The sequence below is a fragment of the Saccharopolyspora sp. NPDC050389 genome (assembly GCF_040655595.1).
Taxonomy (GTDB): Bacteria; Actinomycetota; Actinomycetes; order Mycobacteriales; family Pseudonocardiaceae; genus Saccharopolyspora.
In genome coordinates this window covers 18,107-31,522 of the sequence record NZ_JBFAKG010000050.1, presented here as the reverse complement: position 1 = coordinate 31,522, position 13,416 = coordinate 18,107, and the positions used below count along the sequence as shown (strand labels likewise).

At 68.4% G+C, this 13,416-nt stretch carries 14 protein-coding genes and 2 pseudogenes; 7 read left to right on the top strand and 9 right to left on the bottom strand.

Annotation, left to right across the window (positions count from 1 at the left end; all coding sequences use genetic code 11):
• Positions 1-296: 296 nt before the first annotated feature.
• Positions 297-1,568: an IS256 family transposase gene (locus AB0I53_RS28970; protein ID WP_358609612.1), complete on the top strand. Its 1,272-nt coding sequence runs from the start codon at positions 297-299 to the stop codon at positions 1,566-1,568.
• 13 nt (positions 1,569-1,581) lie between these two features.
• On the opposite strand, the gene AB0I53_RS28965 is transcribed toward AB0I53_RS28970, so the two are convergent.
• On the bottom strand, positions 1,582-1,935 hold the full coding sequence (locus tag AB0I53_RS28965) for a VOC family protein (protein WP_192772849.1): 354 nt from the start codon (positions 1,933-1,935) through the stop codon (positions 1,582-1,584).
• Positions 1,936-2,182: 247 nt separating this feature from the next.
• Between AB0I53_RS28965 and AB0I53_RS28960 the strand changes: the two are divergent.
• A pseudogene (locus tag AB0I53_RS28960) lies at positions 2,183-2,363 on the top strand (IS256 family transposase); the annotation flags it as partial.
• A 306-nt stretch (positions 2,364-2,669) separates the two neighbouring features.
• Here AB0I53_RS28960 and AB0I53_RS28955 read toward each other — a convergent pair.
• From AB0I53_RS28955 to AB0I53_RS28945, 3 genes are read right to left on the bottom strand one after another with little or no spacing between them, the layout of a single operon-like run.
• The gene (locus tag AB0I53_RS28955) at positions 2,670-3,644 is read right to left on the bottom strand and encodes an AraC family transcriptional regulator (protein ID WP_358609609.1); all 975 of its coding nucleotides are present in this window, start codon (positions 3,642-3,644) and stop codon (positions 2,670-2,672) included.
• A 3-nt stretch (positions 3,645-3,647) separates the two neighbouring features.
• Positions 3,648-4,742: a prolyl oligopeptidase family serine peptidase gene (locus tag AB0I53_RS28950; RefSeq protein ID WP_358609606.1), complete on the bottom strand. Its 1,095-nt coding sequence runs from the start codon at positions 4,740-4,742 to the stop codon at positions 3,648-3,650.
• A 46-nt stretch (positions 4,743-4,788) separates the two neighbouring features.
• The gene (locus AB0I53_RS28945; protein ID WP_358609603.1) at positions 4,789-4,914 is read right to left on the bottom strand and encodes a hypothetical protein; all 126 of its coding nucleotides are present in this window, start codon (positions 4,912-4,914) and stop codon (positions 4,789-4,791) included.
• Positions 4,915-5,017: 103 nt separating this feature from the next.
• On the opposite strand from AB0I53_RS28945, the pseudogene AB0I53_RS28940 reads away from it, so the two are divergent.
• Positions 5,018-5,553, top strand: a pseudogene (locus AB0I53_RS28940) (DUF4158 domain-containing protein).
• Positions 5,554-5,744: 191 nt separating this feature from the next.
• Here the strand turns inward: AB0I53_RS28940 and AB0I53_RS28935 are convergent.
• The 3 genes from AB0I53_RS28935 to AB0I53_RS28925 form a co-directional block, all read right to left on the bottom strand.
• Positions 5,745-6,617, bottom strand: a complete 873-nt coding sequence (locus AB0I53_RS28935) for an SAM-dependent methyltransferase (protein WP_358609599.1) — start codon at positions 6,615-6,617, stop codon at positions 5,745-5,747.
• A 34-nt stretch (positions 6,618-6,651) separates the two neighbouring features.
• Positions 6,652-8,277, bottom strand: coding sequence for an FAD-dependent monooxygenase (locus AB0I53_RS28930; protein WP_358609596.1), 1,626 nt, complete (start codon positions 8,275-8,277; stop codon positions 6,652-6,654).
• An 82-nt stretch (positions 8,278-8,359) separates the two neighbouring features.
• Positions 8,360-8,968 carry a TetR/AcrR family transcriptional regulator gene (locus AB0I53_RS28925; RefSeq protein ID WP_358609593.1) on the bottom strand — a complete coding sequence of 203 codons (609 nt, stop codon included), beginning with the start codon at positions 8,966-8,968 and terminating at the stop codon, positions 8,360-8,362.
• Positions 8,969-9,065: 97 nt separating this feature from the next.
• Here AB0I53_RS28925 and AB0I53_RS28920 point away from each other — a divergent pair, with 97 nt between their 5' ends.
• Positions 9,066-9,434, top strand: a complete 369-nt coding sequence (locus AB0I53_RS28920) for a DoxX family protein (protein ID WP_358609590.1) — start codon at positions 9,066-9,068, stop codon at positions 9,432-9,434.
• A 28-nt stretch (positions 9,435-9,462) separates the two neighbouring features.
• Positions 9,463-9,843, top strand: a complete 381-nt coding sequence (locus AB0I53_RS28915; protein WP_358609723.1) for a hypothetical protein — start codon at positions 9,463-9,465, stop codon at positions 9,841-9,843.
• A gap of 40 nt (positions 9,844-9,883) precedes the next feature.
• Here AB0I53_RS28915 and AB0I53_RS28910 read toward each other — a convergent pair whose 3' ends face one another.
• Together AB0I53_RS28910 and AB0I53_RS28905 are read right to left on the bottom strand one after the other, a co-directional pair.
• Positions 9,884-10,027, bottom strand: coding sequence for a hypothetical protein (locus AB0I53_RS28910; protein ID WP_358609587.1), 144 nt, complete (start codon positions 10,025-10,027; stop codon positions 9,884-9,886).
• A gap of 46 nt (positions 10,028-10,073) precedes the next feature.
• On the bottom strand, positions 10,074-10,928 hold the full coding sequence (locus AB0I53_RS28905; RefSeq protein ID WP_358609584.1) for a fumarylacetoacetate hydrolase family protein: 855 nt from the start codon (positions 10,926-10,928) through the stop codon (positions 10,074-10,076).
• A gap of 197 nt (positions 10,929-11,125) precedes the next feature.
• Between AB0I53_RS28905 and AB0I53_RS28900 the strand changes: the two genes are divergently transcribed.
• The gene (locus AB0I53_RS28900) at positions 11,126-12,250 is read left to right on the top strand and encodes an FAD-dependent monooxygenase (protein WP_358609581.1); all 1,125 of its coding nucleotides are present in this window, start codon (positions 11,126-11,128) and stop codon (positions 12,248-12,250) included.
• Positions 12,247-13,416, top strand: a complete 1,170-nt coding sequence (locus AB0I53_RS28895) for an alpha/beta fold hydrolase (protein ID WP_358609578.1) — start codon at positions 12,247-12,249, stop codon at positions 13,414-13,416. Before AB0I53_RS28900 ends, AB0I53_RS28895 begins: the two co-directional genes overlap by 4 nt.

Here is a 13,416-nt window from a genome sequence, read left to right as displayed (position 1 = left end):
AACTGCCGTATCGGCGCCAACGCGACCGACTCGAGCCTGACTGGCTGAGACCGCAAATCGTCTACGGCGACTTGCGTGGTCAGAAAGCGTTGACAACGGCCAACTATCGATTAAATTCACAAGTGTCCAATGAAGACAGTCAAGGTAAGCCGGCTGGGTTTGCTTGTGGCAAGGTTTCGGTGAATCGAGCAATGCTTGAGACCTGTGGATCGGCCGGTGAAGGGCGTACCTTCCCGGTGATCGAGTAGAGGTCTCAAACAAGCCGACGTTGGCGCGTCGGTTGGGAAGGCACGCCCATGCTCACCGTAGTCCCCGGCCCCGCATCCGACGACGACCAGCCAACTGCGGGTGAGGCGTCGTTGATCGATCAGATCGTCCGTGAAGGCGCGCGCCGGATGCTGGCCGAAGCCCTGCGCGCCGAGGTCGACGCTTACATCGCCGCGTTCGCCGACGAGCGAGATGAGCATGGCCACCGCTTGGTCGTGCGCAACGGCTACCACCAGCCTCGGGAGGTGCTGACCAGCGCGGGTGCGGTGGAGGTGACCGCGCCGCGGGTCAACGACCGCCGGATGGACCCCGAGACGGGCGCACGGCGTCGGTTCGCCTCGTCGATCCTGCCGGCGTGGGCGCGCAAGACCCCGAAGATCACCGAGGTGCTGCCCCTGCTGTACCTGCACGGCCTGTCCAGCGGTGACTTCGTGCCCGCACTGGGCCAGTTCCTGGGCAGCGCGAAGGGCCTGTCCGGTCCGGTGATCACGAAGCTGACCGAGCAGTGGAAGGCCGAGCAACGCACGTTCGCCGATCGGGATCTGTCCGGTGTGGACTATGTGTATTTGTGGGCGGACGGCATCCACGTCAACATCCGCTTGGAGGAGCACAAACTCTGCTTGTTGGTGATGATCGGCGTGCGCGCCGATGGCCGCAAGGAGCTTGTCGCGCTGGCCGACGGCTACCGGGAGTCGACCGAGTCGTGGGCGGATCTGCTGCGCGACTGCCGTCGGCGGGGCATGGTCGCGCCGGCGCTGGCCGTCGGTGACGGGGCGCTCGGGTTCTGGGGCGCGTTACGGGAGGTCTTCCCGGTGACACGGGAGCAGCGGTGCTGGTTTCACAAGATCGCCAATGTGCTGGCCGCGCTGCCGAAGTCGGCGCATCCGGGGACGAAGAAGGCGCTGGCGGAGATCTGGAACGCCGAGGATCGCCGGCATGCCCTGAACGCGGTGACAGCCTTCGGTGCCGCCTACGGCGCGAAATTCCCCAAGGCCGTCGCGAAGATCACCGATGATGTCGACGAGTTGCTGGCGTTCTACGACTATCCGGCTGAGCACTGGATCCACCTACGCACGACCAACCCGATCGAGTCCACCTTCGCCACCGTGCGGCACCGGACGAAGGTCACCAAGGGACCCGGCTCGCGCACGGCTGGGTTGGCGATGGCGTTCAAGCTGATCGAGTCGGCCCAGGCCCGCTGGCGCGCGGTCAACGCCCCCCACCTGGTCGCACTCGTGCGCGCCGGAACCCGCTTCGAACGCGGTCTGCTGATCGAGCGCGACGAGGACACCGCCGCATGACGCCGGTCCCCGCTCAGCTTTTCCGGTCACTCAGGACGCAGAACTCGTTGCCCTCCGGGTCGAAGAGGGTCACCCAGTGCTGCCCGTCCTTCACGGTGTCGACGCGCCGGGCACCGAGGGAGAGCAGCCGGGCAACCTCGGCCTCTTGGTCGTCAGGGCGGAAGTCGGGGTGGAGCCGGTTCTTCGACGTCTTGCCCTCGGGGACAGGCACGAAGAGCAGGCCCGGCATCCGGTCCGGCTCAGGCCGGATCTCGATGATCTCCTCGGATTCGTCGACCACAACCCAGCCGAGAGCCTCGGCCCACCAGCGCCCGAGAGCGACTGGGTCGGCGGAGTCGACGATGATCTGTTCCCATTCCAGTGCCATGGACCGGATCCTAGGCAGACCGGCGGTCGCCTCAGGCACCGGCCACGTGAGACATCACACCTAGAACGGTGCCCAGTCGCGTCGCGACGCTCCCGTACGCAGGGCCTGGACTCTCTTCTCAACCTCGGCCGTGGCGCGCGAACCTGTGGCCGCGTTCTGAGACAGCCACGTGACCATCAGGAGCTCGCGAACCCTCCGCAGAACCGAGTAGCCGGGCCACTTGCGAACGCGCTCATCGTGCGCACCGGGGCCGGCAGCAAGGTCCGCAAGCCCGCCAGGCCCGGTGTGTGGTGGCCGCGCGGTTCCGGGCCCGCTGGCGGGCGGTGAACGCGCCTCACCTGGACGCGCTGGTGCGCTCCGGCGCGACATTCGTCAACGGCAAACTGGTCGAACGACCCGACGAGCGAACCACTTCAACCGCCGCCTAACCATCTTGATCCACAGGTATTGACAATAGCTCCGTGAATCTGGCCCGGGGGCTCAGTCGCTGAGCAGGACGCGCCTCGTCGGCGTCGACGGCGGCCATCCAGCCCTCCAGCTCGTGGCCGCGGAGGCCGCACATCATGGTGGCGAAGGCCCTGACATGACCAGCCAGCGCGGCTAGTTGTGGGCTGGCGGCGAGAATGGCGTCGAGCCGACGTTGGTTTTCCGCTTCCATGTTGAACGGATCACTCCTGATCCAACCCACGACCCGCCGCGCTGAAGGCGGCTTAGGGGCCCCAGGACTGTGGAGGCTACCTCCGGGCGGCGGTGGTCGACGGAAGCTCGCCGAACCGCGAACGGTACTCGTCTGCGAATCGGCCAAGATGGGTTATGCCCCAGCGATACGCTATTTCTCCGATCCGGTCATCGGTCGACAGTATGTCGTGGCGTATCCGGTCCAGCCGGAGGTTGCGGACGTAACCCATCGGAGATGTCCCGAGTTTCTCCCGGAACGCGCTGCTGATCGTCCGTGCGCTGCAACCGGCTGCATCCGCGATCTGGCCGAGGGAGATCGGTTCCGGCAGGTTGGCTTCGACGAAGGCGACGGCTGCACGCAGCGCTCTGGGATGCGGCGTCCCGGGGACGCCGCGCAGCGTGGCGGTATGGGTGTGTGACTGGGCCAGCAGCAGCGCGGTCACGATGCAGCGCAACTGGCTCCGTTGCAGTTCCTCCCGCTGGAACAGCGGATCGCCGGAGTCGAGTTGCTCGATCAATGACCCGATCAGCAGCTTTACCGCCCTGCCCCGCGGTTCGGACAGGTCGAGCGGAAGGTCGAAACGCACGGCGGAACCGGTCGGGCGCCCGGTGAGCGCCGCGAGTTCTCGCCGGACGAGTCCGGCGTCGATCCGCAGACCCAGGAATCTCGTCCCCGGCCGGTTCGGGCGAAGTTCCTGGGCGTCGCCCGGATTGAACACCCCGGCCCTTGCCCGGCTGAGGACGACTTGCCGGCCGCCACGGCTCGCGGAGATCTCACCGGCCAGGCCCAGGTTGACGAAGTACGAGTCCCTGCCGGGCGCCGTGCCGACCCGCACCGCCAACGAGGAGGCGAAGTAGCCAACGGCGAAGTCCGCGGCCGCGACACCGCGTACCTCGTGCTCACCGTCGGAGAGGGGGCCGAGGGGGCTGGTGGTGACCGCCCCGCCGAAGAGCCGGGCCGCCGAGTGGAGCAGGTTCACCGGATTGCCGGACTTCGTGATGACGAAATCACGGAGGGGACTCGACAACACTGCTCACCTCTTTGGTAGGCGGGACGATGATGCTACCGATCGAGGTGACGGAGCACCGGCCATCGAGGCGGAGAGTCGGTCGGCGAACCAGTCCGCGACGAGCACGTGCTTCTCGTGCGAATGGTTGTAGACGCAATGGTCGCCGTCAGGCCACTCGGCCCAGCGCTTGTCGGGCGATCCCGCGGCGTCGAACAGCGTGTGGGCGTTCTCGATGAGGAACATTCGGTCGGGCCTACCGTGCAGGACCAGCAAGGGGACCCGTAGGCAGGCCAGGCGCTCCGGGGTGAGCCGGTAGCGCTCCATCGCCACCCGAGCCTGCTCGGGGTCGTCGATCCCGAGCAGTGGCCGCACCTTCGCGGTGAACCTCGGGTACCGGTCCAAAATCTCGGCGGGACGGACGGTGCCGCCGTTGACGCAGCAGGCCGCGAACCCCTCGCCCGCGCTCGCGGCCAGCCCCGCGAGGAACCCGCCCATGCTGTTCCCCCAGATCCCTACCCGGTCGCCGAGCCGGCCGTCGACACGCAGGGTCTCCGCGACAGTCCCGAACGCCTTGTCCACGTCCGGGGTCATCCGGCTGCCATGGAACAGCCTGCTTTCCCCTTGGCCGGGACCATCGGCAAGGAACGCGGCGATTCCGCGGTCGAGCAGATACGTGGCACCGATGTGGTACTCCTCCCGCCATCCGTCGAACCCGCCGACGATCACCACGGTGGGCGGGTTCTGGGCCTCGGTAGGGCGCAGCAGCCAGCCCGACACGACCCCGGCCGGGGTGTCCACGTCCAGGTGCTCGGTGACCGGCTCGGCCAATGCGCCCGCGGCACCGAAGGCGGCGATCAGCTTGCGGTACAGCTCCCGCTTGCGCGGCTCGGTGTCGGCGAGCGGGACCTGCCCGACCCGGAAGCAGGCCGAGGCGAACAGGTACCAGTCGCGTGCGGTCGCGGTGTGCCCCTCGGCGAGCGCGGCATCCGCGCGGGCCAGGTTTTGCTCGCCCAGCTCCTCGGCGGCCTCGTCCCACGGCCGTCCGGTGTCGACGAGCCGGTAGAGCTCGCTGACGTCGGCGAAATCCATGCCGTTGCCGACGAGACGTTGCACCGGCATCGCCCCTTGTGCGCCTCCGCCGCGGCCTTCCAGCTCGGGGTCTCGTTCACGAAGCGGCCGCGATCCGCGCCGGCCCACCGATCGCCCGGTCGAGCGCGTCGACGACCCGGCCCACCGCGCCGCTGGCCTCGGCGGCGCCGAAGACGTGGAAGTCCGGGCGGTAGAGGATCATCGAGACGCCGGTCCGGGCGAAGTAGCCGGCGTAGTAGGGGTGCCGGTAAGAAACGTGTCATGAGCCCCAAACGGCGTTGATCTTGCTGTGACTTGCCTGATCAATGCTGGCTGGTCATGAAACACCCCCCGATACACATCGACGAGCTGGTCGAGCACTGGACAATCCTGGACGAAGAGCGCGACCTCATCGCCGGAAACGCGACGCCACGCGGCTCGGCTTCGCGATCTTGCTGAAGTTCTACACGCAGCACGGCCGGTTCCCGCGCGGTCGCTCGGAGCTGCCGGACGACGTGGTGAAGCATGTGGCCAAGCAGGTGCAGGTGCCTGCCTCAGAACTGGGCTTCTACGAGTGGTCCGCTCCACGATCGAGTACCACCGGCATCAGATCCGCACGCACCTGGGCTTTCGCACCTGCACGACGGCGGACGCGACGAAGCTGACGGTGTGGCTGGCCGAGAACGTCGCGCACGCCGAGCGGGTCCGGGAGGAGCTGCTCAAGCATCTGTGCGAGGAGCGGATCGAGCCGCCGACGCCTGGACGGATCTCGAGGATCGTGGCTCCAGGACGTCCTTGCCGACCCGCATGGGCCCAGTTGCTCAAGCCCGCCGACCGCCGCGGGCTGACCCCGCTGTTCTAGCAGCACGTCCAGCCCTACGGCGAGGTACGGCTGGACGTCACCAAGCGGCTGCCCCTCGGCGGAGACTCGGCGTCGGGCCAGTCCGAAGGAGATCAGGATCGTGCTTGAGATGCGCGATGGGCCCGAACGCGGCAGTTGGTGTTGACGCAAGGGGCGAACTCGGTCTCGATGGTTGGCACGTCGAGGGCCTCTTAGCGAGGTTTCGGGAGGTGTGCCGTGGCCAGCCAGCCGCGGCCGGCGTCGGCGCGGGCGGGATCGAACGCGGGTGGAATCGGGCGTTCGCAGGCGGCCGCAGCCTCGGCGATGTCCGTCACGGTGGGTTGCCAGCCGCGGCGGGTAAGCCAGGCATTGAGGTTCTCGGTGGGGCCGCCGCGCCACAGGTCGACGAGCTCGGCGGAGATGTCCGCGCGGGCGCTGCGGAGCAGCTCGGAGTCCTTCATGTGATCCAGGGCGAGCATGCTTGCTGGGGCGGAGAGGGTGGTGATCCGGTCGAGGAGCAGGTCGGCGGCTTCGGGCGGCAGCGCGTACAGGATGCCCTCGGCCAGCCAGGCGGCCGGCCGCTCCGGGTTGAAGCCGGACTCCGCCAGCGCGCGCGGCCAGTCCTGGCGCAGGTCGGTGGCGACCTCGACGCGGTGGCGCGCGGCGGTCGCGCCGCGGCCGTCGAGCACGGCCGCCTTGAACGCGAGCACGTCGGCGAAGTCCAGCTCGAAGACCTTGGTGCCGGGCGGCCAGGCGAGCCTGAACGCGCGGGCATCCATGCCGCACGCCAGCAGGACCACCTGCTCGCATCCTCGTTCGGCGGCATCCAGTAGCGCGCGATCGAGGAACTGGGTGCGGACGGCGACCTGCTCGGCCATGACCTGCAGGAAACGTGCGGTCGCCGGAGAAGGCCCGGCGGCCCAAGGGGTGAACGCCGGATCGACGGCCTGGAGGAAGTGCCGCGCGTAGGGGTCGTCGAACAGCCGGTCCGGTCGGCTGCTCTCCTGGGCGCGCAGGAGAGCCACGCCCAAGGCGGTCGCGCCGATTCCGGTCAGGCTTTTGGGGACGGTCGGTTCTTGTGTCACGGGGTTGTCCAGCTCCTCTTCTTGACAGGCGGTGTCACGGGCGGGCGCCCAGGGCGTGGAAGTAGTCGTTCACGGGTGCGAAGTCGACGTTGTCGCCGCGGTAGCCCACGTACTTGTCCGGCCGGATCACGTACAGGCTGGGGCGGCGCACGCCGTAGCGGTTGTGCGCTTCGCTGCGCAGGTCGGCGAAAACCCCGTCCATGGGGTCGTGCGGCAGGTGGCCGCGGGTGATGACATGGACCTCGCCGTGCCCGGCCATTGCCTCGCGTGCGGAGGCCTGCCAGGCGGCCAGGGTGGCGGAGTCCGTCGTGTCCGCCGCGAACAGGACGAGGTGGTGGCCCGGCGTCCGGAGGAGGTGCCGAAGCGCCACCGGCCCCTCACGGTTCTCGACGTAGGCGTCCCGTACCAGCTCGCCGGCTTCCGGTCCGGTACAGGCGACGTCACTCCATGCCCTGGCTTGCGACTCGTGCCAGCGTTCGAAGACGAGGTCACTGTCGCGGTAGTGGACGAGGTGTTCGCCGAAGGCGTTCGACAGCCGTTGTTGCACGGGGTTGAGCCTGCCGAACAGGCGCAGCGTGTGCCGCCTGGCTCTGCGGGCGACCAGCGTGCTGCCGGTGGCGACCTTTGTGGTGGCCGAGGTTGCGTCGACCACGGCCTTGACCACGGGCCAGCGTTCGGCCTGATAGCTGTCCAGGAGGGACTCCTCAGCGCGCCCGGCGACAACGAGCGCGAGTTTCCAGCCCAGGTTGTAGGCGTCCTGCATGCCCGTGTTCATGCCCTGGCCGCCCACCGGGCTGTGGCTGTGCGCGGCGTCGCCGGCTAGGAGGATCCGGCCCTGGCGAAGCCGGTGGGCCAGGCTCTCGCGGGCCACGAACGATGAACTCCACTGCAGATCGCGTACGCGAGAGTCCAGGGGCGTGCGTTCGGCGACGTAGGCGGCGAAGTCGTCCAGCCCTGGGGTCTGCGGCGGCCGGTCGTCCGGCGTGCTGGCCAGGATGCGCCAGTAGCCCCCGATCATGGGGAAGGCGGCCACGAGGCCGGACTTGCCGAAGTAGACATGGAAGCGGTCGCGCGTGAGCGGCCAGTCCGCGGCGACGTCGCCCAGGATGAACCCCCGCTTCAGGTCGGCTCTCTCCCGGGTGATGCCCGCCGTCTCGCGCACGGTGCTGTGGGCGCCGTCGGCGCCGATCAGCCAGCGGGTCTCGCACCGTTCGCCGCGGCCGTCCCCGTGGCCGAGTTCCACGCTGACGCTGTGCTCGCCGGCCTGCTGCCCGACCAGGCGGGTGCCCCATTCGATGGTGACTCCGAGTTCCTCGGCGCGCTCGCGCAGCAGCGTGACCGTCTGCCACTGCGGGATGCACAGGTCCAGCGGGAACGGGGAGTCCACGGCCGTCACGTCCATCTCGGCCAGGGTCGTCGTGCCCTGGTAGAAGTTCAGCGTGTGCAGCGGGACGCCTCGTTCGATGGCGGCTTGGGCCAGCCCGAGATCGTCCAGCATTTCCAGCGATCTCGCCACGATCGACACGGCTCGACTCTCCCGGTGGTCCGCGCGCCCGGCGTCGATGATCCGTGGGATCACTCCCCGCCGTGCCAGGTCGATGGCCAGCACCAGGCCGGTCGGCCCCGCGCCGACGATGAGAACGTCCGCTTTCGTAGTCACAAATCCACCTTCTTAAAACGAATGATCGTTCTTTTTAGAAGAGCATGATCCTCCGATCGTCGTCAAGAGCGCACGTTCATCTCTATCGGGCGGCTTGCGCGGGCGCTGACATCAGGGCTCGCATGCCGTTCCTGAAGGTCGCCGAATCCGCGTGGCCGTATACCGCGCGGCGCACCAGGAACCCGTCGACCAGAGCCATCAGGACATCGGCCACGTGCTCGGCAGGGACGTCGGCGGGAAGCAGCCCGCGCTGCTGATGCTGCGCCACGAGGCCGCCGACCACGCCGCGGGCCTCCGCCATGACCTCCTTCAGCTTCGTGCCCAGCGACGGCGATCGCAGCGCCTCCGACCAGACCTGGACCAGTAGCTGAGCCGACTCCTGCGATCCGGACAGCGGCGGGTGCTCGACCCCCAGCACGAGATCGACGATGTTGTCCAAATCCGGCGGCTGCGCGCCGTCGTCCGCCTCGAACGCCGACGCGACCTCGGCGAGAGCCTCAACGGCGGTCGCCGCGATGATGTCGTCCTTGCTCTTGAAGTAGCGGTAGACGGCCCCCGCCGACAGCTCGGCCTCGGTCAGCACGTCCTGCATGGACGTGGCATGGAAGCCGTTGCGGATGAAGCAGTGCCGGGCGGCGTCCAGGATCTGGCGGCGGCGGGCTTCGAGGTGCTCCTTGGGCATGCGTGCCATGGGGTCACAACGTAGAACGAACATTCGTACTTGACAACCTTGCTGCCTCTCTCTTAAAAAAGGAATGTTCGTTCTATTTGCCGCGAAAGGTCGTACCATGTCGTTTGCCGCCAACGCGCTGAGCACTCTGGTCGCTCTCGTCTTCCTGCTCGCCGGCGCCCAGAAGGTCCTGCTACGGGATCCCGTGACGGCCAACCTGCTCAGGCTCGGCGTCGGCTCGACGATGACCCGATCGATCGGCACCCTGGAGATCGCAGGCGCGCTCGGGCTCGCGGTCGGCCTCTGGCTCAAACCGCTCGCCATCACGGCCGCCGCCGGTCTCACGCTGCTGTTGATCGGCGCAGTGGGATTCCATCTCCGCACCCGCGACTTCGCGCACCGGCGCCACCGCTCCCACGCCGTGGCGCCCGTGGTGCTGGCCGTGGTCACCGGAACAACCATGGCCTTGTTACTCGCGACTTCCTGAGCAAAGAGCTCGGTGACAGCACCGCTTCATCGCTTGGGGTCGCATGGAACTACCCGCCGCCGAATCCGCCGACGGCGAGCCCGGCCCCTACCGCGACGCCGTCGTCGGCAAGCTGGCGCGCATCCGCCGCGCGCAGCAGGACGGCCTCCTCGACGCGGCCTGGGACCCGATCGACATCATGGCCCTGGTCTCCCAGATCGCCCTCACCTGGAGCGACCAGGCAGAACTCGCCGCCCTCGCCCCCCGCACCGCCGCCTGTGGGAACGCTCGCAGGAACTGCTGGACTGAACGCACAGTTCAGCCCAGGGCACGTCGGGGTGGTGGCTGGAGCCATTCGGGCCAGTCAAGACGAAAAGGACTGATCGTCCTCAACGACCTGTTCCAGCGCGGTCGTCGGCGCCGACGGTGAGTTCGACGAGCCTGCGTCGTGGGCTCGGGACAAGGCCGAGTTACTCGCCACCGCCCCGGGTACCGAAGCGCTGCCCGCGGGGGTCGTTGGACAGCTGGTCCAGTCCGAAGTCGCGGTAGTAGGCGCCGGTCGCGACGATGTCCGGAACGCCGATGACCGCGCGCGCCAGTCTGTGTAGTGCCATGGTTCTCCTCGTCGGGTTGGGCGGTGGCTGTGTGGCACTCCCGGGCTCAGCCCGCTGTGAAGGTCTGGCGCAGCTCCCCGATGCCCTCGACATGACTGGTGAGAACGTCGCCATCGCGCAGGAAACGCTGCGGCCTGCGCCCAAGTCCGACCCCAGACGGAGTGCCGGTGAACACGATGTCCCCTGCGCGCAGCGGGGTGACCTTGGACAGTCCCTCGATCAGCGCGGGGATCCCGTACAGCAGGTTCCGGGTCCGGCCGTGCTGCACGGGCTCGCCGTTGATCTCGCAGCCGAGGGCGAGATCGTCCGGGTTGTCGAACTCGTCCACGGTGGCCAGCCACGGCCCCAGCGGCGCGAAGCCCGGATGTGACTTGCCGAGGCTGAACTGCGGACTGGGGCCGGCGAGCTGTCCGATCCGCTCGCTGATGTCCTGGCCGACGGTCAGCCCGGCGACGTGGCTCCACGCGGCATCGGCGGCGACGGCTCGCGCGTCTCGGCCGATCACCACGACCAACTCGACCTCCCAGTCGGTGTGCCCGCAGTCGGGCAGCACCACCGTGGTCACCGGGCCGGACAGGGCCGATCGGAACTTGGTGAACACCAACGGGAACCGCTCCGGACAGTCCATTTCGGACTCCTCGACGTGCTCGGCATAGTTGAGCCCGATCGCGAAAACCTGGCCGGGGGCGGGCGCCGGGGCGCCGAGGTCGGCTCGGTCGAACCCGGTCGCGCCGGACAGGTCGGCGGCACGCGTCCAGCCGAGGAACTCCTCCCACACCGCGAACACCGCCTGCGGGTCCGAGCCGAACCGGCCGGCCGACGCCTTCTCGACGTCGACCGCGCGGACCGGGTCGGTCGCGGTGAACAGGGTGAGCCGTCCTGCAAGGTTGCCGATGCGCACGTGTCGTCCTCCTGGTTCGGACCTCCGGTCGCCGTGCTGGACACGCTAGGTCGGCGGCCACCAGGTCGTTGTCCGGTTCCAGACGTCGGTGTCCAATTCCGGAACCGTTGCCGGAACCGGACAACATCCGCCTGAACCGGACTGGGAACCCGAGGCTGCCGACCTAGCTTGGCCGAGTACAGCGGCAAGGAGGGCCTATGGACAACAGTGACGGCGCGCGTTCCGCGCTGATCGTCGGTGCCGGCATCGCGGGATTGACTACAGCGAGCGCCCTGGCTCGACGGGGATGGCTTGTCGAGGTCATCGAAACGGGCGCCGAGGGTGCCGCCGCCGGATGGGGGCTGAGCCTGACCGGCCCTTCGCTTCGTGCGCTCGACGGCCTGGGGCTGGCCGAGCAGTGCCTTGCCACCGGATACGGCATGAGTGTGATCACCAACGTCGATGCGAACGGGGTGGCGAACCCGATCGAGCTCCCGCGCCTGATCGGCCAGGATCGCCCGGCCATGGCGGGAATCGCGCGCCCAGAACTGCACCGAATCCTGCGCACCGAGGCGCTGCGGCGCGGTGCGCGGATCCACTATGGACTCAGTGTTTCCCGCCTGGACCAGGGAGACGGTGAGGCACGTGCTGAGCTGACCGACGGAACGGTGCGAACCGTCGACCTGCTCGTGGGTGCCGACGGCATTCGTTCCGTCGTTCGTGACCTTATCGGCCGTCCTACCCCGATTCGCCATCACGGCCAGATGGTGTGGCGGGCCCTCGTGCCGCGTCCCGACTGGGCCACCAGCATCCACACCTTCGCCGGTACCGGCCACCAGACGGGAGTCGTGCCGATCTCCCCGAGCCAGGCATACGTCTTCCTCACCGAGAACGGGGTTCGACCGGACGTGCTCCCGGATGCCGACCTCGCCCCGCGGATGGGAGATCTGCTGGCACCGTTCACCGGACGTGTCGCCGAGATTCGTCCCCAGGTCGCACGGTCCGATTCGGTGATTCGACGGCCCGTGCAGACCGCGTTCGTCGACACGTCGTGGTCCGACGGGACCAGCATCGTCATCGGCGACGCCGCGCACGCGCCCTCGCCGCAGATGGCCAGCGGGGCCGCACTCGCCATCGAGGACGGCCTGGTCCTGGCGCAGGAGTTGGACCGTTGCCAGGACACCCGGAAGGCTCTCAAGGCATTCATGGACCGCCGTCGGGAACGGTGCGCGGTCTTGGTGAAGACATCGGTCGCGATCGCAGGCCTGGAGCAGGAGCAACGACATCGCGATTCGTATCCGCTCATCGAGGCGTGCCACCAACGGATGGCGCTCCCGGCATGACCGACGTGAAGGAGGAGGTTCGGTTGTCCGACGAAACCGCCCCGTCCCTGCCCGAGGCGAAGTCGTGGCTGCGCACGCATCTCGCGCAGCGGCGCAACCCGTTCAACGCCATCGGCGAGGCCGCGGCTTCCCGATACATCGAGACGCTTCCCGGCGTCGACCCGGTTCGTTGGGCGGAGCACTGGCTCGGCGGCGCGGCGGAGTTCGCGGCGGCGGCCGAGCGGGCCGAGGTCGACGGCGACCGCGGCACCGCGCTGGAGAACTGGTGGCAGGCCTACCAGTTCGCATTCCTCGGGCGATACCCATCGCCCATCCATCCCGCCAAACTGGCCGCATACGAGCTGGCTCGGACCTACTTCGCCCGGGTCTGCGAACTGGAAAGCACGCCCGTCGAGCAGGTCAGCGTCCCGTTCGACGGCCGTGCGGGCGAAGGCGACTCCGTTTCGTTCCTGGTGGCCCGGCCGCCCGGCTCCGGCGCGGCCAGGTCACCGATCGTGCTGATGTGGGGCGGAATCGACGTGTGGAAAGAGGAGAGCTACGCCCGCGGCCGGCTACTGCGCGAACGTGGTTTCGCCACGGTGCACATCGACAAGCCGGGTGTCGGGCAGTCTCCGGTGCTGGCCGGTCCGGACGCGGAACGCCAGTGGGATCCGGTGTTCGACTGGCTGCGGAGCAGGAACGACCTCGACGCGGATCGGGTCGCGGCCCTCGGGCTGTCCTTCGGCGGGTACTGGGCGATGAAACTGGCGCACACGCACCGCGAACATCTCACCGCCGCGGTCAACTGGGGCGGCGGGGTGCACCTGACGTTCCAGCCCGAATGGCAGGAGAAGTCCCGGAACGCCTCGTCCTACCTGATGGATCTCATGCCCGCCCGCGCTCGCATCTTCGGTGGCGCCACCTTCGCGGACTACGTCGCGCGCTGCCCTGAACTTTCCTTGCTGGACCAGGGAATTCTGGACCTGAAGTCGTGCCCGCTGCTGCTGGTCAACGGAAAGGACGATCAGCAGAACGCCTCCGCCGACATCCACCTCGCCCTCGAGCACGGTGACCCGAAGACCGCGCGGCTCTTTCCCGGCGGACACATGGGATCCGGCCCCGTCCTGCCAACCATCGTCGACTGGCTGACCGACCGGCTCGGCCGACCAGCAACAGAAGGGAACTGA

Coding starts and splice junctions, on each gene's coding strand:
- AB0I53_RS28950 (WP_358609606.1), bottom strand. CDS start 4,742: ATGCCGGTGCAACGTCTCGTCGGCAACGGCATGGATTTCGCCGACGTC.
- AB0I53_RS28895 (WP_358609578.1), top strand. CDS start 12,247: ATGACCGACGTGAAGGAGGAGGTTCGGTTGTCCGACGAAACCGCCCCG.
- AB0I53_RS28925 (WP_358609593.1), bottom strand. CDS start 8,968: ATGGCACGCATGCCCAAGGAGCACCTCGAAGCCCGCCGCCGCCAGATC.
- AB0I53_RS28965 (WP_192772849.1), bottom strand. CDS start 1,935: ATGGCACTGGAATGGGAACAGATCATCGTCGACTCCGCCGACCCAGTC.
- AB0I53_RS28900 (WP_358609581.1), top strand. CDS start 11,126: ATGGACAACAGTGACGGCGCGCGTTCCGCGCTGATCGTCGGTGCCGGC.
- AB0I53_RS28920 (WP_358609590.1), top strand. CDS start 9,066: ATGTCGTTTGCCGCCAACGCGCTGAGCACTCTGGTCGCTCTCGTCTTC.
- AB0I53_RS28910 (WP_358609587.1), bottom strand. CDS start 10,027: ATGGCACTACACAGACTGGCGCGCGCGGTCATCGGCGTTCCGGACATC.
- AB0I53_RS28945 (WP_358609603.1), bottom strand. CDS start 4,914: ATGATCCTCTACCGCCCGGACTTCCACGTCTTCGGCGCCGCCGAGGCC.
- AB0I53_RS28970 (WP_358609612.1), top strand. CDS start 297: ATGCTCACCGTAGTCCCCGGCCCCGCATCCGACGACGACCAGCCAACT.